Origin of the sequence: Leisingera sp. M658, assembly GCF_025144145.1 — a bacterium.
Classification (GTDB): Bacteria; Pseudomonadota; Alphaproteobacteria; order Rhodobacterales; family Rhodobacteraceae; genus Leisingera.
Genome location: NZ_CP083546.1, coordinates 2,876,874 through 2,895,743 on the forward strand (window position 1 = coordinate 2,876,874; position 18,870 = coordinate 2,895,743).

The 18,870-nt window shown below is 64.7% G+C and carries 19 protein-coding genes; 10 read left to right on the forward strand and 9 right to left on the reverse strand.

Translation table 11 applies throughout. The features are described from left to right. Positions 1 to 20: 20 nt before the first annotated feature. From K3724_RS14345 to K3724_RS14355, 3 genes are read right to left on the reverse strand one after another with little or no spacing between them, the layout of a single operon-like run. Positions 21 to 923, reverse strand: coding sequence for a DMT family transporter (locus K3724_RS14345; RefSeq protein ID WP_259986292.1), 903 nt, complete (start codon positions 921 to 923; stop codon positions 21 to 23). Positions 924 to 941: 18 nt separating this feature from the next. Beyond that, positions 942 to 1,856 (reverse strand): fatty acid desaturase, encoded by a 915-nt coding sequence (locus K3724_RS14350; protein ID WP_259986294.1) that lies wholly within the window; start codon positions 1,854 to 1,856, stop codon positions 942 to 944. Further along, a complete protein-coding gene (locus K3724_RS14355) occupies positions 1,849 to 2,055 on the reverse strand; it encodes a DUF2061 domain-containing protein (RefSeq protein WP_259986295.1) in 207 nt (68 codons plus the stop codon). Before K3724_RS14355 ends, K3724_RS14350 begins: the two co-directional genes overlap by 8 nt. Before the next feature lie 114 nt (positions 2,056 to 2,169). On the opposite strand from K3724_RS14355, the gene K3724_RS14360 reads away from it, so the two are divergent. Then, positions 2,170 to 3,033 (forward strand): helix-turn-helix domain-containing protein, encoded by an 864-nt coding sequence (locus K3724_RS14360; protein WP_259986297.1) that lies wholly within the window; start codon positions 2,170 to 2,172, stop codon positions 3,031 to 3,033. Between the two features lie 117 nt (positions 3,034 to 3,150). Here the strand turns inward: K3724_RS14360 and K3724_RS14365 are convergent, their stop codons facing one another. The 3 genes from K3724_RS14365 to K3724_RS14375 form a co-directional block, all read right to left on the reverse strand. After that, a complete protein-coding gene (locus K3724_RS14365) occupies positions 3,151 to 3,924 on the reverse strand; it encodes an SDR family oxidoreductase (RefSeq protein WP_259986299.1) in 774 nt (257 codons plus the stop codon). After that, on the reverse strand, positions 3,921 to 5,393 hold the full coding sequence (locus K3724_RS14370; RefSeq protein WP_259986301.1) for a carnitine 3-dehydrogenase: 1,473 nt from the start codon (positions 5,391 to 5,393) through the stop codon (positions 3,921 to 3,923). The genes K3724_RS14365 and K3724_RS14370 overlap by 4 nt, the downstream gene beginning before the upstream one ends. Positions 5,394 to 5,500: 107 nt before the next feature. Continuing rightward, positions 5,501 to 6,418 carry a 3-keto-5-aminohexanoate cleavage protein gene (locus K3724_RS14375; RefSeq protein WP_259986303.1) on the reverse strand — a complete coding sequence of 306 codons (918 nt, stop codon included), beginning with the start codon at positions 6,416 to 6,418 and terminating at the stop codon, positions 5,501 to 5,503. 133 nt (positions 6,419 to 6,551) lie between these two features. Here K3724_RS14375 and K3724_RS14380 point away from each other — a divergent pair, with 133 nt between their 5' ends. Further along, the gene (locus K3724_RS14380) at positions 6,552 to 7,535 is read left to right on the forward strand and encodes a GlxA family transcriptional regulator (RefSeq protein WP_259986305.1); all 984 of its coding nucleotides are present in this window, start codon (positions 6,552 to 6,554) and stop codon (positions 7,533 to 7,535) included. Between the two features lie 266 nt (positions 7,536 to 7,801). Here the strand turns inward: K3724_RS14380 and K3724_RS14385 are convergent, their stop codons facing one another. Further along, positions 7,802 to 8,845, reverse strand: coding sequence for an aldo/keto reductase (locus K3724_RS14385; RefSeq protein ID WP_259986307.1), 1,044 nt, complete (start codon positions 8,843 to 8,845; stop codon positions 7,802 to 7,804). Positions 8,846 to 8,967: 122 nt separating this feature from the next. On the opposite strand from K3724_RS14385, the gene K3724_RS14390 reads away from it, so the two are divergent. The 5 genes from K3724_RS14390 (at position 8,968) to K3724_RS14410 (ending at position 13,221) form a co-directional block, all read left to right on the forward strand. Then, positions 8,968 to 9,369: a rhodanese-like domain-containing protein gene (locus tag K3724_RS14390; RefSeq protein ID WP_129371620.1), complete on the forward strand. Its 402-nt coding sequence runs from the start codon at positions 8,968 to 8,970 to the stop codon at positions 9,367 to 9,369. A 21-nt stretch (positions 9,370 to 9,390) separates the two neighbouring features. Next, on the forward strand, positions 9,391 to 10,182 hold the full coding sequence (locus K3724_RS14395; RefSeq protein WP_259986309.1) for an alpha/beta fold hydrolase: 792 nt from the start codon (positions 9,391 to 9,393) through the stop codon (positions 10,180 to 10,182). 95 nt (positions 10,183 to 10,277) lie between these two features. Continuing rightward, on the forward strand, positions 10,278 to 11,072 hold the full coding sequence (locus K3724_RS14400) for a hypothetical protein (protein WP_311200184.1): 795 nt from the start codon (positions 10,278 to 10,280) through the stop codon (positions 11,070 to 11,072). A 211-nt stretch (positions 11,073 to 11,283) separates the two neighbouring features. After that, positions 11,284 to 11,889: a YceI family protein gene (locus tag K3724_RS14405; RefSeq protein ID WP_259986311.1), complete on the forward strand. Its 606-nt coding sequence runs from the start codon at positions 11,284 to 11,286 to the stop codon at positions 11,887 to 11,889. A gap of 108 nt (positions 11,890 to 11,997) precedes the next feature. Continuing rightward, positions 11,998 to 13,221 carry an MFS transporter gene (locus K3724_RS14410; protein ID WP_259986313.1) on the forward strand — a complete coding sequence of 408 codons (1,224 nt, stop codon included), beginning with the start codon at positions 11,998 to 12,000 and terminating at the stop codon, positions 13,219 to 13,221. 140 nt (positions 13,222 to 13,361) lie between these two features. Here the strand turns inward: K3724_RS14410 and K3724_RS14415 are convergent, their stop codons facing one another. Both K3724_RS14415 and K3724_RS14420 read right to left on the reverse strand, forming a co-directional pair. Continuing rightward, positions 13,362 to 15,074, reverse strand: a complete 1,713-nt coding sequence (locus K3724_RS14415) for a flotillin family protein (protein ID WP_259986325.1) — start codon at positions 15,072 to 15,074, stop codon at positions 13,362 to 13,364. A 59-nt stretch (positions 15,075 to 15,133) separates the two neighbouring features. Then, a complete protein-coding gene (locus K3724_RS14420) occupies positions 15,134 to 15,868 on the reverse strand; it encodes a YqiJ family protein (protein ID WP_259986327.1) in 735 nt (244 codons plus the stop codon). A gap of 233 nt (positions 15,869 to 16,101) precedes the next feature. Here K3724_RS14420 and metG point away from each other — a divergent pair, with 233 nt between their 5' ends. The 3 genes from metG to K3724_RS14435 all read left to right on the forward strand — a co-directional run bounded on the left by metG (position 16,102) and on the right by K3724_RS14435 (position 18,857). Next, the gene (gene metG / locus K3724_RS14425; RefSeq protein ID WP_259986337.1) at positions 16,102 to 17,820 is read left to right on the forward strand and encodes a methionine--tRNA ligase; all 1,719 of its coding nucleotides are present in this window, start codon (positions 16,102 to 16,104) and stop codon (positions 17,818 to 17,820) included. Positions 17,821 to 18,187: 367 nt separating this feature from the next. Continuing rightward, positions 18,188 to 18,367 (forward strand): hemin uptake protein HemP, encoded by a 180-nt coding sequence (hemP, locus tag K3724_RS14430; protein WP_259986339.1) that lies wholly within the window; start codon positions 18,188 to 18,190, stop codon positions 18,365 to 18,367. A gap of 10 nt (positions 18,368 to 18,377) precedes the next feature. Continuing rightward, positions 18,378 to 18,857, forward strand: a complete 480-nt coding sequence (locus K3724_RS14435; RefSeq protein ID WP_259986341.1) for a hypothetical protein — start codon at positions 18,378 to 18,380, stop codon at positions 18,855 to 18,857. Positions 18,858 to 18,870: the final 13 nt, after the last annotated feature.

The window sequence follows — 18,870 nt, forward strand, 5'->3', positions numbered from 1 at the left end:
CCAGCCGCTGGCGCTTCCGCTCACAGGGCCAGAACAAGCACCAGGATCGATGCCACCAGCAGCGCCATGCCCGCCAGTTCGCGCGCGGTGACCTTCTCCTTGAAGAACAGCACCGAAGCCAAAAGCGACAGCAGCAGCTCCACCTGCCCCACCGCCTTCACATAGGCGGCGTTCTGCAGCGTGAAGGCCCAGAACCAGCAGAACGAGCCGCCCATGCTGGTCAGCCCCACCCAGACCGCCACCCGGCGGGCGGCCCAGACCCGGGCAATCTCGCCCCGGTCCCGCACCCCTAGCCAGACAGCCATGAACAGCGTCTGCAAGCTGACCACCGCCGCCAAGGTCACTCCGGCGCGAAAAACCGGTTCCAAATCACCCAGCTGCAACGACGCCCCGCGATAGCTGACGGCGGAAAAGGCAAACAGCACCCCCGATCCCAGCCCCAGCTGTGCGGCGCGGTTGGTCAGATGGTGCCACCAGGCGCCTGTTGCGTCCGGCGCCCGGGACAGAACCAGCACCGCCGCCAGTCCGATCAGGATCGCCGCCCAGCCGCCAAGGCTGACCGGATCGCCCAGAACTGCCAGCCCAACAATGGCGGTTTGGATGACTTCGGTTTTCTTGAAGGTGATGCCAACCGCAAAATTGCGCTGCTTGAACAGGGCAACCACACAGACCGTCGCCAGGATCTGCGCGGTGCCGCCAATGGCGGCAAACATCCAGAAGGCGGGCGGCAGGGCTGGCAAGGACCGGCCCGAAACGGCCAGATACACCGCCAGCCCCGCCAGGATGAATGGCGCGGAATAGACAAACCGGGCGAAGGTGGCTCCGCCCGGCGACAGCGTCACGCTGCTCAGGACCTTCTGCAGCATGAACCGCACGGTCTGAAAGGAGGCAGCGGCGATGGAAACGGGGATCCAGGCTAACATGCTCCCGCTTATGCGCGCTTATTCCCCCTGCTGCCAGAGCGGATGCGGCACCGGGTCCTTGGCCCGCAGCAGGTAGTTGCGGAAAATCTGCAGGTAGTTGCGGTAGACATAGCCGTCATTGGCGGCCAGGAACTCCGCCCGGCGGGTGCGGTAAAGGCGCGGCAGCGCATGCCAGGGAACGCCGGGGTGCATGTGATGCACCACATGCAGATTGTTGTTCAGGAACAGAAAGGCCAGCGGCCCATTGTCTTCGATCACCACAGTGCGGCCTTGGGCGGTGTCATGCGCCCGGTGCTCCAGATAGGTGCGGATCTTGAGGATGGCGAGACCCAGATAGGCCCCCAGCACCGCCGCCCACAGCGGCGCCGGCGATTGCAGCACCACCCAGATCACCGGCACCAGCCCCAGGACATGCAGAACCCAGTCGCGGGCAATCCCCGGTGCGCCCCTGCGTGCCAGCCGCCAGTCGCCCGCCATGAAGCAAACCTGCCCCATCAGCGGCCCCAGCACCACCCGGCCCAAAAGCGTGTTGTTGATCCGCAGCAGCACCTTGCGCCAGCCGGGCAGCCGGGCCCAGACCGCCGGATCCTGAAAATTGCTTTCCGGATCATCATAGGGGTCAGTCAGCGCCTCGTCCTCGTGATGCGCCAGATGGGTGTCGCGAAAGCGGCCGTAAGGGATCGCCATGCTGAGCGGAAAGAACATCAAAGCCTCGTTCAGCCAGCGGCTGCGGAACGGGTGCCCGTGCAGCGCCTCATGGGTCAGCGAGGAATGCAGCGCCGCCATCACACCCAGCACCAGCACGGTCAGCACCAGGCTGACACCCGGCAGCAGCCACAGCGCTGCCAGCCAGCCGCCGTGGCAGGCCAGGATCAGCGCCAGTGTGCTCCACTCAACGCCGCGCGGCATGTAGTCCCGGCATCCTTCAGACATGGCTGCGTCCCCATTGGATCTTCGACCAGGCGCGCTCGTAGATCAGATAGACAGTGAAGCCAATGGCCGTATTGACCAGCGCCATCATTCCGCCCGCCTTGACCGACCCGGTCACGATCAGCCCCACCAGTGTCATCATCACCAGCCCCAGGATGTTCCAAATCACCGCCTTCACAATTGAACGCCTGTGCGTTTCCATTCTGCCTCCTGCTGTTTTCCGATAAGTGCTTGTTTCCAAACTACCCCGGACCGCAGCTGTGCAGAATTCCGAATGCGGTTAACAAAATCCAGCAGATGTGATAATTTCAAACATATGATAGAAAATATCGACAAACGGGTGCGGGCCGCACAGTTCCGGCAAAGACTGAACCGGGCGCTCCGCGACAGCGGCCTCAGCCAAAGCGCCCTGGCCCGCGCCGTTGGCGTCGACCGCTCAACCATATCGCAGCTTTTGACGGACGAGGGCGCGCGGCTGCCGAACGCCCATGTGGTCGGCGCCTGCGCAGGCGCCCTTGGGGTCTCTGCCGACTGGCTCCTCAGCCTCTCGGACCGGCCCGAAAGTGCGGCGGAACTGCTGGCCTCCAGCCTCAGCCTCAGCGAGGCCCCCCGCGCGCTGGTGGATGAGCGGATCTTTGAATGGCACCAGGAGGCGCTCGGCTACAAGATCCGCCATGTGCCCGCCGCCCTGCCCGATATGCTGAAAACCCGCGCGTTGCTGGAATGGGAATACGCGCCGCATCTGGGCCGCACCGCCGATCAGGCCATCGGCGCCTCCGAGGACCGGCTCACCTGGATGCGCCAGTCGCCTTCGGACTATGAAATCGCCATGCCGCTCTATGAGCTCGACAGTTTTGCCCATGGCGTAGGATACTACGAAGGCCTGCCGCTGGCGATCCGGCTGGAACAGCTGCAGCAATTCGAGCGCCTCTGCGAGCAGCTCTACCCCCGCCTGCGCATCTACCTGTTTGATGCCAAGCGGCTTTATTCGGCACCGGTTACGCTCTTCGGCCCGCTTCTATGCGTGTTCTATGCCGGCACGCATTATCTGGCCTTTCGCGACAAAGAGCGGATCGCAACCTTCACCAGTCATTTCGACAATCTGGTCCGCGAGGCGGACATTACAGCGCGGCAATTGCCAGGGCGGCTCCGGGCGCTGCGGGCGGCAATCAGCGGCTAGCAAGCGCTTCACAGCCGGCCCGGCCAAAGGCCGGGCTGCGCCCCGCAGGGGCGCCCAGGCTCAAGATGCGCCAGCATCTTGAGCCACCAGCAGCCCGCGCCCCGCCAGGGGCGCGCCTCACAGTTTCGGATCCGGGTTCTCGGTATGGCCGTCCACCGCGATCACCTGCCCCGACACCAGCCGCGCCGCTTCCGAGCCGAGAAACACCGCCATATTGGCAATGTCCCGCGCCTCGACAAAGGACCGCATTGAGGTGCCAGAGGCATAGCCATCATAGACCTGATCGCGGGTCATGCCCTTGGCCGCCGCCTCGCGCTCCAGCACGCCCTCCATCCGCGGGCCTTCCACTGCGCCGGGGCAGATTACATTGGCACGGATGCCAAAAGGGCCAAGCTCCATCGCCAAGGTCTTCATCAGCCCGATCACCGCCCATTTCGCCGAAGCATACGGCGCCCGGTTGGGATAGCCGTACAGCCCAGCGGTCGAAGACGTCACGATGATCGACCCGGCCCTCGCTGCCTTCATCAAAGGCGCCGCATATTTCGCCGCCAGAAAGCAGCCCTCCAGGTTGACGCTGACGCATTTGCGCCAATCCTCCAGCGCGATATCCTCGATCAGCGCGGTCGGCCCGGCAACACCTGCATTGGCGCACAGCACATCCAGCCCGCCCCACTCCCCGGTGATCTCTTCAAACAGCGCCTTGACCCCGGCCTCGTCGGTGGCATCCACCGCCGTTGCCCTCCAGCCCGCCGGGAGATCCGACAGGCTGACCGCACTGACATCCGTGACCCAAACCTGATGCCCGGCAGCGGCAAAGCCCTCGGCCATGGCCCGGCCGATGCCGGAGCCGCCGGCCGTGACCAGAACCCGGCTCACCCGGTCCGGACTCATCTCGGCGCTCCAATCGCGCGGCCCAGCCCCTCTGGCGCGGGCAAGACGGCGTGCGCCTCAGCCAGTTTCGCCAGATTGGCCTCGATATGCGCCGCAGGCGGGGCCGAGCGGCGGGTCGCAAGATCCACATGCAGCAGCATATGCTCCCCGGTCGCCAGCAGCCGTTCACCGGAATACATCTCGTGCCACAGATGCATTTTCTTGCCCGCGCCCATGATCACCCGCGTCCGCACCTGGATCGGATCTCCCGCATGCACCTCGTCGATGTGGCGGATATGGGTTTCGGCGGTGAAATAGCTGCCGCCGTTGGCGATATACTCCGCATCGCAGCCGATGATCATCATCAGCCGGTCGGTGGACTGGGCGAAGGCATCCAAATACCGGCTCTCGGTCATATGGCCGTTGTAGTCGGTCCAATCCAGCGGCACCACGCGGCTTTGGGTCAGCACCGGCTGGCTCAGGTCCTCAAGATCCGCAACCAAGCTTACCAGCCCGGCTTCGCCCTCACGCCCCTTGTCATGGGCATTCTGCAGCGCCCCCGCACCCCAGTCGTTGTTGCCAAGGGCCCGCATCATGCCGACCAGATTGTCGTCGCGGATCTGCTCCATCTTGCGGATCGGCAGATGGCCGGATTGCGCATCCGACTGGCCTGCGATCAGATCCACCAGCTCGTCATTGAACTCAGGCACATCCATCAGCTTGGTCCAGGGCCACGACAGGCAAGGGCCGAACTGCGCCATGAAATGCTTCATGCCCGCTTCGCCGCCCGCAACGCGGTAAGTGTCAAACAGCCCCATCTGCGCCCAGCGGATGCCAAAGCCGTAGCGGATGGCATTGTCGATCTCCTCGGTGGTGGCAATGCCGTCCTTGACCAGCCACAGCGCCTCGCGCCAGACCGCCTCCAGGAACCGGTCCGCCACATGCGCGTCGATTTCCTTTTTCAGATGCAGCGGGTACATGCCCAGCCCCGAGATGATCTCCTTGGCCCGTTCAATCACACCTGCCGGATTGGCCGCCGTTGTAACCAGTTCCACCAGCGGCAGCAGGTAGACCGGGTTGAAGGGATGCGTCACCACGATCTGCCCCGGCGCTTCGCGCCCGTCCTGCAATTGCGACGGCTTGAAGCCGGAAGTCGAAGAGCCGATCACAGCATCCGGCGCGCAAAAAGCCTGCAACTGCGCATAGACCTTCTGCTTCAGATCCAGCCGCTCCGGCACGCTCTCCTGAACCCACTCCGCGCCGTCCACGGCTTCGGCAATGGTCTCGTGGAACGTCAGGCTGCCCTCTGCCGGCAGTGCCACATTGCCCAGACCGGGCAAGGAGCGCCGCGCATTGCCCAGCACTTCGCTGATCTTGCGCTCTGCTTCCGGGTCCGGGTCAAAGACCCGCACATCCCAGCCGTTCAGAAGGAACCGCGCGGCCCAGCCGCCGCCGATTACGCCGCCGCCAATGATTGCTGCTGTTTTCATCTGCTTCCCTTTGAGAGCCGCCCGGCTCTTCTTCTGGCCCAAAATATCCTGGGGGCTTGGGGGCCAGCCCCCAATTCCTCCAATTCAACAAAACCGCTGGTCGCCGCTTACAGCGCCGCCGGCGCGCGCTTGGTCAGCCCCAGCTTCTCGCGCACCTCCGCCGGGCCCATCAGCTTGCTGCCCATATTCTCGATGATGGTGCCAGCCCGCTCCACCAGCTGCCAGTTCTCCGCCAGCTGACCCTTACCGAGCCACAGATTGTCCTCCAGCCCGACCCGCACATTGCCGCCCGCCAGAACTGACGCCGCCACATAGGCCATCTGATCCCGCCCCAAGGAGAACGCCGACCAGTTCCAATCGCCGGGCACATTATTGACCATCGCCATGAAGGTATTCAGATCATTCGGCGCCCCCCACGGCACCCCCATGCACAGCTGCACCAGGGCGGGGCTGTCCAGAATACCCTCCTTCACCAGTTCCTTGGCAAACCACAGATGGCCGGTGTCAAAGGCCTCGATCTCGGGCTTCACCCCCAGATCGGTCATCATCTGCCCCATTGCCCGCAGCATGCCGGGCGTGTTGGTCATCACGTAATCGGCTTCGGCAAAGTTCATGGTGCCGCAATCCAGCGTGCAGATCTCCGGCAGGCATTCCGCCACATGCGCCATCCGCTCGGTGGCGCCAACCATATCGGTGCCGGCCGGGTTCACCGGCAGCGGATTTTCAGTATCGCCGAACACCATATCCCCGCCCATACCGGCGGTGAGGTTCAGCACCATATCGACCTCAGCATCGCGGATCCGATCGGTGACTTCGCGGTACAGCGCCAGATCACGGCTCGGCGCGCCGGTCTCCGGATCGCGCACATGGCAATGCACCACGGCGGCCCCGGCCTTGGCCGCGGCAATGGCGCTGTCGGCGATCTGCGCAGGCGAACGCGGCACATGCGGGCTGCGGTCCTGGGTGCCGCCAGAGCCGGTCACGGCACAGGTGATAAAGACGTCCCGGTTCATTTCCAGAGGCATTTTGCTTTTCCCTTCAATGTACAGGGTTTTGCCGCGGGTTATCCCCAGGCTCTTCCCCAGATTCTGATTTGCGCTAAGGGCAACCTTGCCGCAGCCTTTGGGCCTGAACTTTACACCAGGCGAATCGAAGTTGATGAAATCCGCAAAAAACATCCTGCAGCCCGAGCATCAGCCGCTGAAAACCGCGGTGCTGGTCTTGGATGAATGCAACACCCTGTCCTTTGCGGCTGCCGTTGACCCGATGCGCGCCGCCAACCGGCTGGCCGGGCGCGCGGCCTTTGACTGGGATTATGTCAGCGCCACGAACGAGCCGCCGATGCTGACCAGCGGTCTCACCGTGCCCAGCTTTCCACTGGCCCGGCTGCAGGGCTGCGAGCTGCTGATCGTTGTGGCGGGCTTTCAGCTGGCGCGCCACGCCACCCCCAGCCTGCTGGCAGGCCTGCGCCGCATCGCCGCCACCGGCGCCACCATTGCAGGCATCGACGGCGGCCCCTGGCTGATGGCCGAGGCCGGGCTGCTGGACGGCCATCCTGCCACCAACCACTGGGAGGATCTGGAAAACTTCGCCAGCCGCTTCCCCGAGGTTGACGTCCGCAATGACCGTTTCACCGTCTCCGAAGCCCGCCTGACCTCCGGCGGCGCCACCCCCGCGATTGAGATGATGCTGCACATCATCGGCGCCCGCCACGGTGCCGGCTTTGCCGCCCGCGTCGCCGGGCTGTTCCTTTACGATGGCCCCGCCGCAGAACCGCGGCCGCAAAGCCGCCTGGGCGGCCACAAGCACAATGCGCTCACAGCCAAGGCCAACGCGCTGATGGAGGCCGCATTGGACGAACCGCTGCCGCTCAGCGCCCTTGCCGAGACCCTTGGCACCAGCCCGCGCAGCCTGCAGCAGCAGTTCCGCCTGCGGCTCAACACCACGCCGCAGGACCACTACCTGCAGCTGCGCCTCGCCGAAGCCCGCCGTCTGGTCACCGACACCGACCTGCCGCTGATGGAGGTGGCCATCGCCACCGGCTTCACCTCGCAATCCAGCTTTGCCCGCGCCTTCCGCACGGCCCACGGCACCTCTGCCCGCGATTTGCGCCAGGAACAGGCAAGGCCTACAGCGCACTGACCGGCAGCCCGGCCTCGCGGGTCCAGGGCCGCGCAGCACCGTTCACTCTTGACGCGCAATTCTTGAATACAATTGCAATGGCGTTTCAGGGCATGGGCGCCGCCCGTTCGGCCCTGAAACCGTCCCCCGGACGGTTCCCCCGACGGGCCTCACCCCTAAAACGCCTCTCAGCGGACCTCCTGCGCTGCGCAGCAGCGCCCGGCCCAACCGGCCAAGGGCATGTCAATGCCCGCAGACCGGGCGGGAGCCCCTGCCCGATGCGCCGCTCAAAACGGCATCGGATGCGCCCGGTGCGCGGCATTGATTTCGTCCAGCACGTCCTGGCTCAGCTCCAGTTCCACCGATTTCAACGCATGCTCCAGCTGCGGCAGACGCGTGGCGCCAAAGATCGCCGAAGCCATGAACGGCCGTGTGCGGCACCAGGCCAGCGCCATATGCACAGGATCCAGCCCGTGCCGCTTGGCGATCTCCAGATAGGCCGCCACAGCGCCATAGACCCGCGGCGAATGCCGCCCGCCCAGTTCCGGATTGATGGCTTTGCGCGAGCCTTCGGGCACCGCCCCGTCCTGATACTTGCCGGTCAGCAGCCCGGTGCCCAGCGGCGAAAACGCCATCAGCCCCACGTCTTCATTGACGCTCAGCTCTGCCAGATCGGTGTCATACAACCGGCAGACCAGTGAGTATTCATTCTGGATTGAGGCCACCCGCGGCCCGCCGCGCGCTTCTGCGATGCGCAGCCATTGCGCGGTGCCCCAGGCGCTCTCGTTCGACAGGCCAAAGGCGCGGATGGTGCCGCGCTCCACCTCGCGCTGCAGCGCCTCCAGGCAATCCTCCATATGGGCCAGCGTCTCTTCCCGGTTCTGGGAGGACGGATCATAGCTCCAGTTCTGCCGGAACATGTAACTGCCCCGGTTCGGCCAGTGGAACTGATAGAGGTCGATGTAATCGGTCTTGAGCCGCTTCAGCGACGCTTCAATTGCGGGCGCAATAGTCCTGGACGAAATCGGCGCCCCGTCCCGCACATGCTGCATCCCCGCGCCGGAATGCTTGGTGGCCAGGATGTACTCGCCCCGCCGCCCGGTCTGCGCATTCCAATTGCCGATGATCCGCTCGCTGTTGCCCAGGGTCTCCGCACTTACCGGGTTCACCGGATACATCTCGGCGGTATCGACAAAGTTCACGCCGCCCTCCAGCGCCCGGCCGATCTGCGCATGGGCCTCGGCCTCCGGCGTCTGGGTGCCGAAGGTCATCGTGCCCAGGCACAGTTCGGACACCATCATGCCGGTGCGTCCCAATGGGTTCAGTTTCATGCCGCGCGCTCCCCTGTCCTGGATTTGCCTGCGACCCTAAGGCCCTGCCCGGGAAGTGCAAGCCGCTTGCACATAGGCGGCAAACCGGCCAGCCTCTGTGCAACTTAAGGAAAGGATACCCGATGCCGCAGACCATAACCAAGGGCGTCAAGGCGCTGCTGGCCGAGGCAAACAGCCTGGTGGAAACCATGGCTGTCGAGGAGGCCAAGCAGAAGGTCCTGGACGAGGATTACGTCTTCATCGACCTGCGCGACATCCGCGAGCTGCAGCGCAGCGGCATGATCCCCGGCGCGTTTTCCTGCCCGCGCGGCATGCTGGAATTCTGGATCGACCCGGACAGCCCTTATCACAAACCGGTGTTCAACCAGGACAAAACCTATGTGTTCTACTGCGCCAGCGCCTGGCGCTCAGCCCTCAGCGCCAAAGCCGCGATTGAGATGGGTCTGAAACCGGTGGTGCATCTGGAGGGCGGCTTTACCGAATGGGCCAAACAGGGCGGCCCGGTTGTCCCCCGCGAGGGTTAAGACCTGCCGGGGCCGCATGCAGTGAAACCTGTCATCGAGACCATCCGGCGGCATGGCCGCCCGCCTTTTCCGGTTGCTGTGCTGCATGGCGGCCCCGGTGCGGCCGGAGAAATGGCGCCGGTTGCCCAAGAGCTGGCAACCCGCGGCTATGGCGTGCTGGAACTGTTGCAAACGGAAGCATCCATTGCCGGACAGATTTCCGAATTGCGGCAGCAGCTGGAGACCGCCTGTGGCGGCCCGGCGGTTCTGATCGGATTTTCCTGGGGCGCCTGGCTGGCCTGCCTGCTGGCAGCCCGGCATCCGGCGCGGGTCTCGAAACTGGTGCTGATTGGCAGCGGGCCGTTTTCGGATGAATTTTCCGCAGGCATACAAGCAGCCCGGCAGTCCCGGCTGCCGCCAGCGGAATGGCAGGAGCTGAGCGCATTGTTCCGCGGATCCGGTCTCGATACCCCCGAGGGCCTGGAGCGCGCGCTGGAGCTGCTTGAAAAAGCCGAGGCCTATGCGCCTGCCGGGCTTCGCCCTGCACCCATCGCCTTTGACCGCAGCATTTTCGAAGGCGTCTGGCCGGAAGCGGCCCGGATGCGGCGCTCAGGCGGTCTCCTGCGCGCGGTTGCAAAAATCCGCTGCCCGGTCGCAGCCCTTCACGGTGATCATGACCCCCACCCGGCAACAGGCGTGGAACTGCCGCTGCGGGGCCTCCTCCCGGATTTCACCTTTCGCCTGCTGCAGCGCTGCGGCCACAAACCTTGGATCGAGAAACATGCCAGAGCCGGCTTCTTCCAGGCGCTTGAGGACACGCTTGCCCTGGCCTGACGGCATCTGCACCGGCCCGCCGCAAGCCTGGCCCGCCGCAAGCCCGGCCTGGGTCAGCACTTGAGAACAAAGTAAGAACATGTCATGCTGCTCTCATGCCGACTCACCTGCTCACCCGCCGCCGCCACAGATCCCGCCCGGCCCTGTCCGTGATGGAGGAGGTTGCGCTGGAGCATGGCCGCGTGCACGAGGCCTGCGGCCCTGCCCGCGGCAGTTTTGCGCTGTGGCTGGCCGCCGCCGCGCAGGACATCGCGCCGGGGCCGGTCCTGTGGCTGCCGCCGCCGCAGGGCGGCAAGCAGCTGAACCCGGACGGGATAGCGGAATTTGCCAGCCCCGCCCGCTTCCTGTTCGTACAGGCCGCCCGGGCCGAGGATCAGCTTTGGGCCATGGAGGAAGCCTTGCGCAGCGGTGCTGCGGCGCTGGTGGTGGCAGAACTGGCTGAGCCGCCCGCCATCACCCCGGTGCGGCGGCTGCATCTGGCGGCAGAGGCAGGCGGGCGCTTCGGCCCGGCGCCGTTGGGCCTGCTGCTGACCCCCGGCACAGGCGGCGCCCAGGGCATCGAAAGCCGCTGGCACCTGGCGCCTGCCCATATCCCTTTGCCCCATGATCTCTTGCCCCCTGACGTGCCTGCACACAGCCCCCCGCCCGGCCCGGCCGGGGATGGCGCAGCAAAGACCCGGAAGTGCTGGACCTTGCAGCGCCTGCGCGCCCGCACCCTGCCGCCCCGCGGCTGGCAGATCACCCAGGCCGCTGGCAGCTGCCTGCTCCGCTCTGCTTCGTGCCGCCCTGCCACCCGCACCGCAGCCCCGTACGCCCAAGACGAACCGCAGCGCCTAGACGATGCCCTCCCGCGCCCGCAGGCGGGCCTGGCTGCGCCAGCACCGCCTTAGCGGCCTTGGGCCCGGCACCGGGCTATGCCCGGTGCCGGGCCCAACAGGCAGAGGCTTTTGCCAAAAAGCTGATGCCTGGCGGGAGCCCGCCGCCGCGTCACAGGCTCCCCCCGCGAAAGTGAGCAGCCTGCGGCGGAAAATCCGGATAAGCTTAAGGTGCGGCATCGGAAACGCCATGTAAAAGCGCTATGCAACCGGAGAAGAAGCCCCCATGAGCAATCACAGGATGCACCGGCGAAGCCTGATCGCCTGCCTTGCGGCCAGCCTGCTGGCCCCGCAAAGGCTGCCCGCAGCGATCCTGCCTTACCGCCTCATTCCCGATGCCACCGACGTGCGCTTCACCTTCCGGCTCAGCGGCCAGCCGCAGCAGGGGCGGATCCCGGTCCGCGCCGCCCGCATCCGGATCGATCCGCAGAACCTCGCCCGCAGCCAGGCCGATATCACGCTTGACGCCAGCCGCGCCCGGACCGGGCTGATCTTTGCCACCGAGGCGCTGAAAAGCCCCGGCGTGCTCAACACCGCGCGCTTCCCGGAAATCCGTTTCCGCTCCACCGGCGTCCGCCTCGGGCCTGACGGACGGCTTTCAGGCGGCGCGCAGATCGGCGGCGAACTGACCCTGCGCGGAACCACCCGGCCGCTGACCTTGCAGGCGGCGCTCTACCGCCGGCCCGGCACCGCCGCCAGCGATCTGCGCGAACTCGACGTGCATCTCAGCGGCAGTCTCAGCCGCGCGGCCTTTGGCGCCACCGGTTATCCGGATCTGGTCGCCGACCGGGTCACCCTCGCCATCAAGGCCCGCATCCGCCAGGAGGGCTGACCCCCGGGCCGCGCCCGGTGCCGAAAAACACCGCCGCGCAAGAATACGACACCGCAATGACGGAAACCGGCTGGCAATGCCGCCGCAGCCTGTCATGGTCGGGCCGTTATGCGCCTGATCATCTCCTTTGCCGCCCTCTTTCTTTCTGTCATCCTGCTGCAACTGTCGACCGGAGGCGTAGGCCCGCTCGATGCTATCTCAGGCCTGACGCTGAATTTCACCAAGGAGCAGATCGGCCTGCTCGGCTCGGCCCATTTCTTTGGCTTCTTCATCGGCTGCTGGTGGGCGCCGCGGCTGATGGGCAATGTCGGCCATTCCCGCGCCTTTGCGGTCTGCACAGCACTGGGGGCGATGGGGCTCTTGGGCCATACGCTGACGGAAAACCCCTATGCCTGGGCAGCGATGCGGATTGCCTCCGGCCTTTGCGTGGCCGGCGCCTACACGGTGATCGAGGCCTGGCTCAACGCCAAGGTCACCAACGAGAACCGCGGCCGCGCCATGGGCACCTACCGGATTGCCGATATGAGCGCCTCGCTGGCGGCGCAGCTGATCATCGCGGTGCTGCCGCCAGCGGTCTATATTTCCTACAACCTGCTGGCCGTGATTTGCTGTGCGGCGCTGCTGCCCCTGACCCTGACCAAGGCCAGCCAGCCGGAAACCCCCGATGCGCCGCGGCTGCGCCCCAAGCTGGCCTGGCGCTGTTCGCCGCTGGCGGTGGCGGGGGTGATCGTGGCGGCACTCAGCTCAGCTTCGTTCCGGATGGTCGGCCCGGTCTATGGCCAGGAGGTCGGCCTGGAAATCGGCCAGATCGCCTTTTTCCTTGCCGCCTTTGTGCTGGGCGGCGCGCTGGCGCAATACCCGATGGGCTGGCTGGCCGACAAATACGACCGCCGCTGGGTGCTGATCTGGCTTTCCGTGGCTGCCATCGTCAGCTGCGCTGTCACCATGGCTGCCAGCGGCACCGGCACCCTGGGGGTGATGCTGGCGGCGGGGTTCTTCGGCTTCACCACCTTCCCGATCTTTTCGGTCTCCGCCGCGCACGCCAACGACTTTGCCACATCGGAAGAGCGGGTAGAACTGGCCGCAGCGCTGATGTTCTTCTTTGCCCTGGGCGCCATTGCCAGCCCCTATGTCTCCTCAACGCTGATCAGCTTTTACGGGCCGCCTGCCCTGTTTGCCTATGTGGCCTGCGGCCATGTGCTGCTGATCGCCTTTGGCCTTAGCCGGATGAAAGTGCGCCCGACCCCCGAAGAACGCACCAATTATGTCTATGCGCCGCGTACGTCTTTTACTATCGGCCGCCTGCTGAAACGCTCGCGCGGGAGGCAGTGAAACAGGTCAGCATCTCTGCCTGATTGTTTCGCGCGCGAAACATTCCGGCAGCAACATTGACCCATTAAGGATCTGTTTACGCTTAAGAAAAAGGGGCCGGAAAACTCCGGCCCCTTTTGATGTTCCAGGACGCTGGCTAATCAGCTCTCAGCCGCGCTGCCTTCTGCCGCCGGATCTGCCGCAGCGCCATTCAGCCGCGGCAGATCAGAACCTTCAACCGCCTCCGGCTCAACGCCCAGCGCCTGGCTGGCCACACCGCTGACACCGTTTTCCATCGACAGGCCCAGCTCCTCGCCCAGCTTCTTCAGCGCGGGCATCTGCACCGCCATGCCCATGATCGAGTCGAGCGCCTGATTGACCACCGGTTTCTCGGCGCCGGTGCCGGCACCAGCCGCCGCGTAAGGCGCACTGCCGCCGATACCGCTGACCTGGTGGATCTTGATCGAGTCGATCTTTTCGGCCGGTTTCACCATCTCGGTGATGATCGCTGGCATCGCTTCGATACGCGCCATGTCGATCTTCATCCGGATCAGCTCAGCCGACAGCGCGTTCTCGGATTCAACAATTGCGCGTTTGCCTTCTGCCTCGGCCAGCATGTCGTTCTTCTTGGCCTCGGCCCGGATGTTGAGCGCATCAGCCTCGGCCTGGGCTTCTTCACGGCGCGCTTCGGCACGGTCCGCAGCCGCGTCTTTTTCAGCCTGGGCCGCCAGACGGATGCCAGTTGCCTGACGCTCGGCTTCGCGGGTGGCTTCGATCAGCGTGATCTGCTTCTGGCGCTCGGCCTCGGCCACTTCACGGGCGGTTGCCACCGCCTCGGTTGCCTTGGTGGCTTCCGCACGGGCCAGATCCGCCGACGCACGGGCGCGGCTCTCTTCCTCGGATTTCTGCTGGATGATGATCTGGCGTTCCTGTTCTGCAACCTCCAGCTCGCGCTCCTTGGTGATTTCGGCGTCGCGGATCTTGCGCTCCCGTTCGATCTCGGCAGAGCGGATGGCCTCTTCACGTGCGATCCGCGCACGCTCGCTCTCGCGCATCGAATCCTCGCGCCGCTGCGCCACTTCGGACTCCTGCGCGGCCTTCATGGTTTCGATCTGCTGCAGCTGCGAGATCTTGGCCTGTTCTTCATCCTGTTCAATGGTCAGACGCTGACGCTCAGCCTCCATCGCGGCGCGGCGCACCGAGACCTGGGTATCCGCGTCGATTTGCGCACGCTCCTTCTTGGACTGGGCAATCACCTCGGCCAGTTTGCGCATACCCACGGCATTAAAGGCGTTGTTTTCGTCCAGCGCCTCAAATGGGGTCTGGTCCAGTGCGGTCAGCGACACGGATTCCAGCGACAAACCGTTTTTCAACAGGTCCTCAGAGACCGCATTCTGCACCTCCTGCACAAAATCGGCGCGTTTTTCATGCAGCCCGTCCATGGTCATCTGTGCAGCCACAGCACGCAGGCCGTCGATCAGCTTGCCCTCGATCATCTCGCGCAGCTGTTCGACGTCAAAAGTGCGGTCGCCCAGGGTTTGCGCGGCGCGGGCAATGCCCTCAGCCGTTGCCATCACCGAGACGTAGAATTCCACCCCCACGTCCACCCGCATCCGGTCCTGGGTGATCAGCGCGGCGTCGCCGTCCCGCTTCACTTCCAGGCGCAGGGTTTTCATGTTGACGGGGCTGACCTCATGCAGCAGCGGCACAACGATGGTGCCCCCGTCCATGATGACCTTTTTGCCGCCGGCGCCGGTTTTCACCAGGCTGATTTCACGGGTGGCCCGGCGGTAGAGACGGCCAAGGACCAGGCCGAAGATGAGAAGAAAGATAAGAATGCTCGCCACGACGATGAGCAGGAATTGAAATTCCATGCGGAATACTCCCTTGGATAATTGGATTTGTAAGTTTTGGTTTCGGTTGTTCGGACAAGTCAGTCCGAGAGAGGGATCAGCACAAACCGGTCCTTGCGGCGGTCGCGCATCACCAGCACTTCGGTGCCCTGCGACAGTTCCTCGCCCGCAGCAAAAGGTTCGGCGCGCAGGTAATGGGCGTTGCCGTAACCATCAGTGACACGCACCTCGGCCGGGCGGCCCTGTGCGGCGGTGCCTTGGGTGATCACACCGCGGCGGCGGCCCAGGCTGCGCTCCGACAAGGCCTCGGTCTCGGTCTGCGGCAGCAGCCGGGCAAACATCCCGCCAAAGCCGCGTGCGAACCACAGGCCAAAGGCGCCGGCAGGCAGCCCCGCCATCCAGGCCGGTGCGGCAAAGCCCAGATATGACATCAGCACCATCTGCAGGCCAATACCGCTGAGGCCAAAGCCCATCAGCAAGGCCGCGAGCCAGATCAGCGCCGGCATCCGCCCCAGCCCCAGCCAGGACGCCAGTCCGCCCGAGGCATCAGCTGCACCGGCGCTGTCCGGCGCGTCCACACCGTCCAGATCCGCAAGGTCAACGCCTCCCAGGTCGCCCAGATCACCCAGGTCGCCGGCATCCGGAAACGCCCCGATGTCCGCGCCATCCGCCGCGTCCAGCCCTGCGTCGCCATCGCTGCCGATCAGACTGCCGCCCAGCAAAAGCGCCAGCAGCTCCAGAACTGCCAGTCCGCCCAACAGGGCCAGGGCAAGGGTGAACGGCGCAAATGCGCCATCAAGAAGAAAGTCAAACACCTATGGGCGGCTCCTAATTGTATGCACTGGTATACAATGCAGATGGTAACGCCCTCGTGAACTTTCAAGGGTTTGAAACAGATTTTCGCAACCAATGAGTGCGCCAGCCCCCTGTTCAGTTCAAGCGGGAACTGCCGCTGGTTCTCCAATTTTCAGGGAAAACCGCAGCCGGGGTTTCCGCCGCCTGCGCCATGCGGTAGACGGGCCTTTGACGCATTACCTGGATGGATAGCATGGCACGCATTCTGATCACCTCCGCGATCCCTTACATCAACGGGATCAAGCATCTGGGCAACCTGGTGGGCTCGCAGCTGCCGGCCGACCTTTATGCCCGGTTCCAGCGCGGACGCGGCAATGAGGTGATGTTCCTCTGCGCCACCGACGAGCACGGCACCCCGGCTGAGCTGGCCGCCGCCAAGGCGGACAAGCCGGTCGCGGAATTCTGCGCTGAAATGCACGCCGTCCAGTCGGAAATCGCCAAGGGCTTTGCGCTGTCGTTCGACCACTTCGGCCGCTCCTCCAGCCCGCAGAACCACGCGCTGACCCAGTATTTCGCAGGCAAGCTGGCCGAGGCCGGGCTGATCCGCGAAGTGACAGAAAAACAGGTCTATTCCAATGCTGACGGCCGCTTCCTGCCTGACCGTTATATCGAGGGCACCTGCCCCAACTGCGGCTATGAGCGCGCCCGCGGCGACCAGTGCGAGGAATGCACCAAGCAGCTGGATCCCACCGACCTGATCAACCCGCGTTCCGCCGTGTCCGGCTCCACCGATCTGGAAGTGCGCGAGACCAAACACCTGTATCTGTGCCAGTCGCAGCTGAAGGACCAGCTGGACGCCTGGATCGACAGCAAACACGACTGGCCGGTGCTGACCACCTCGATCGCTAAGAAGTGGCTGCATGACGGCGACGGGTTGCAGGACCGCGGCATCACCCGCGATCTGGACTGGGGCGTGCCGGTGAAAAAGGGCGGCGCGGACTGGCCCGGCATGGAGGGCAAGGTCTTCTATGTCTGGTTTGATGCGCCGATCGAATATATCGCCGCTGCTGGCGAATGGGCCGAGGCCAATGGCAAGACCGACGCCGACTGGCAGCGCTGGTGGCGCACCGACAAGGGCGCCGAGGACGTCAAATACGTCCAGTTCATGGGCAAGGACAACGTCCCCTTCCACACCCTGTCGTTCCCGGCCACCATTCTGGGATCCGGCGAGCCGTGGAAGATGGTCGACCACCTGAAGTCCTTCAACTACCTGAATTACGATGGCGGCCAGTTCTCGACCAGCCAGGGCCGCGGCGTGTTCATGGATCAGGCGCTGGAGATCCTGCCCGCAGACTACTGGCGCTGGTGGCTGCTGTCCCACGCGCCGGAAAGCAGCGATTCCGAGTTCACCTGGGAGAACTTCCAGCAGTCGGTGAACAAGGACCTCGCGGACGTGTTGGGCAATTTCGTCAGCCGCATCACCAAGTTCTGCCGTTCCAAGTTCGGCGAGGAAGTTCCCGCAGCCGGCGAATACGGCGAACAGGAGCAGGCGCTGATTGCTGAACTCACCACCCGCATCCGCGCCTATGAAGGCCACATGGAAGCAATGGAGGTCCGCAAATCGGCGCAGGAGCTGCGGGCGATCTGGGTTGCCGGCAACGAATACCTGCAATCCGCAGCACCCTGGTCGGTGTTCAAAACCGACCCCGACCGCGCCGCCGCACAGGTGCGTCTGGGCCTGAACCTGATCCGGCTTTACGCGGTGTTGTCGGCCCCCTTCATCCCCCAGGCCTCAGACACGCTGATGGCAGCAATGAACTCGGACGACCGCAACTGGCCCGAAGATGCGGCGGCTGCCCTGTCCGCCCTGCCCGCAGGCCACAGCTTCACCGTGCCAGAGGTGCTGTTTGCCAAGATCACCGACGAGCAGCGCGAAGACTGGCAGGCGCGTTTTTCCGGCACCCGCGCCTAATCCGTTGCACATAGAATTCTGAAAGGCCGCCCATTGGGCGGCCTTTTCTGTTCCTCTATCTTCTTCTGTCATCGCAAAAATTATTCCCTACTAAAAAACTCGGATTGACATAGCTGAGTAAATAAATCAGGTATACGGCATTCCAGCCAGCCTGACTCGGTTCAGGCGAGCCCGAGTGACATTTAATCAACCGAGATCGCCCCATGCCGACCAGAGACAACCGCCACCGCGGCCCGCAGACCCAAGAGCTGGAGCCCGAGGACATGCGCCAATTGTGGCCGCAGGTTTTTGCGCCCTCCGGCGCTCTGTCCGGTTTTTGTCTGGAATGGCTTCTGGACAGGGCGGAATTCAGCAATGGGCGGAAGATATGAACCAGATTGCCTCCAAGCCGGTGCCGGCCAACGCCACCACCGCAACCACCGAAGTGTTCCCCACCTACCACGCCGAGGACCTGACCCGCGGCGGCGTGCAGGCCCGTATTCTGCTGAACGGGCAGATCTATTCGCTGCGCATCACCCGCGCAGGCAAGCTGATCCTGACCAAGTGAGCGGACGGCCATGAGCATTGCGCACCCTTCCCCCCGCGGCGGCGTGACCGTCGGCACCCTGTCCGAGCTGCCGCCGCTGGAAGCCGGCGCGGTGATCTATCTGCGCCACTGGTTTTCCGGCGCCGAGACCCGCGACCAGATGCGCCGGGACTTCGAGGTGAACTTCGGCCCCGAAATGGCCGAAGCCGCGTTTGAGGCATTTGGCTATCTCTGCAACTTCTGCGCCACCCATGGCCGCCGCCCGCTGGTGCGCCACGGCATGACCTGTAAATGCCTGGGCGCGGATGAAAACTGCTTTGCCAATCTTCTGGCCTGTGCTGCCGAAGGCCAGCAGGACGATGCGCAAATCCTTGCCTCGCTGATCGTCACCCCGCGCAAGGCGTCCGAGCTGACCCGGCTGGCATCTGACTGCGGCCTGCTGCTGCAACAGATCATGACGCCGCGCCCGCCGCTGCAACCGGCCCGGCCTGCTACCGCCACCCTCCACTGAATTCACTATAGAA

Bases quoted from the DNA above. Each gene is read 5' to 3' on its own strand.
- K3724_RS14360 (WP_259986297.1), top strand. From the start codon at position 2,170: ATGATAGAAAATATCGACAAACGGGTGCGGGCCGCACAGTTCCGGCAA.
- K3724_RS14435 (WP_259986341.1), top strand. From the start codon at position 18,378: ATGAGCATTGCGCACCCTTCCCCCCGCGGCGGCGTGACCGTCGGCACC.
- K3724_RS14375 (WP_259986303.1), bottom strand. From the start codon at position 6,418: ATGCCTCTGGAAATGAACCGGGACGTCTTTATCACCTGTGCCGTGACC.
- metG (WP_259986337.1), top strand. From the start codon at position 16,102: ATGGCACGCATTCTGATCACCTCCGCGATCCCTTACATCAACGGGATC.
- K3724_RS14365 (WP_259986299.1), bottom strand. From the start codon at position 3,924: ATGAGTCCGGACCGGGTGAGCCGGGTTCTGGTCACGGCCGGCGGCTCC.
- K3724_RS14410 (WP_259986313.1), top strand. From the start codon at position 11,998: ATGCGCCTGATCATCTCCTTTGCCGCCCTCTTTCTTTCTGTCATCCTG.
- K3724_RS14345 (WP_259986292.1), bottom strand. From the start codon at position 923: ATGTTAGCCTGGATCCCCGTTTCCATCGCCGCTGCCTCCTTTCAGACC.
- K3724_RS14415 (WP_259986325.1), bottom strand. From the start codon at position 15,074: ATGGAATTTCAATTCCTGCTCATCGTCGTGGCGAGCATTCTTATCTTT.
- K3724_RS14390 (WP_129371620.1), top strand. From the start codon at position 8,968: ATGCCGCAGACCATAACCAAGGGCGTCAAGGCGCTGCTGGCCGAGGCA.
- K3724_RS14400 (WP_311200184.1), top strand. From the start codon at position 10,278: ATGCCGACTCACCTGCTCACCCGCCGCCGCCACAGATCCCGCCCGGCC.
- hemP (WP_259986339.1), top strand. From the start codon at position 18,188: ATGAACCAGATTGCCTCCAAGCCGGTGCCGGCCAACGCCACCACCGCA.
- K3724_RS14405 (WP_259986311.1), top strand. From the start codon at position 11,284: ATGAGCAATCACAGGATGCACCGGCGAAGCCTGATCGCCTGCCTTGCG.
- K3724_RS14370 (WP_259986301.1), bottom strand. From the start codon at position 5,393: ATGAAAACAGCAGCAATCATTGGCGGCGGCGTAATCGGCGGCGGCTGG.
- K3724_RS14355 (WP_259986295.1), bottom strand. From the start codon at position 2,055: ATGGAAACGCACAGGCGTTCAATTGTGAAGGCGGTGATTTGGAACATC.
- K3724_RS14385 (WP_259986307.1), bottom strand. From the start codon at position 8,845: ATGAAACTGAACCCATTGGGACGCACCGGCATGATGGTGTCCGAACTG.
- K3724_RS14350 (WP_259986294.1), bottom strand. From the start codon at position 1,856: ATGTCTGAAGGATGCCGGGACTACATGCCGCGCGGCGTTGAGTGGAGC.
- K3724_RS14380 (WP_259986305.1), top strand. From the start codon at position 6,552: ATGAAATCCGCAAAAAACATCCTGCAGCCCGAGCATCAGCCGCTGAAA.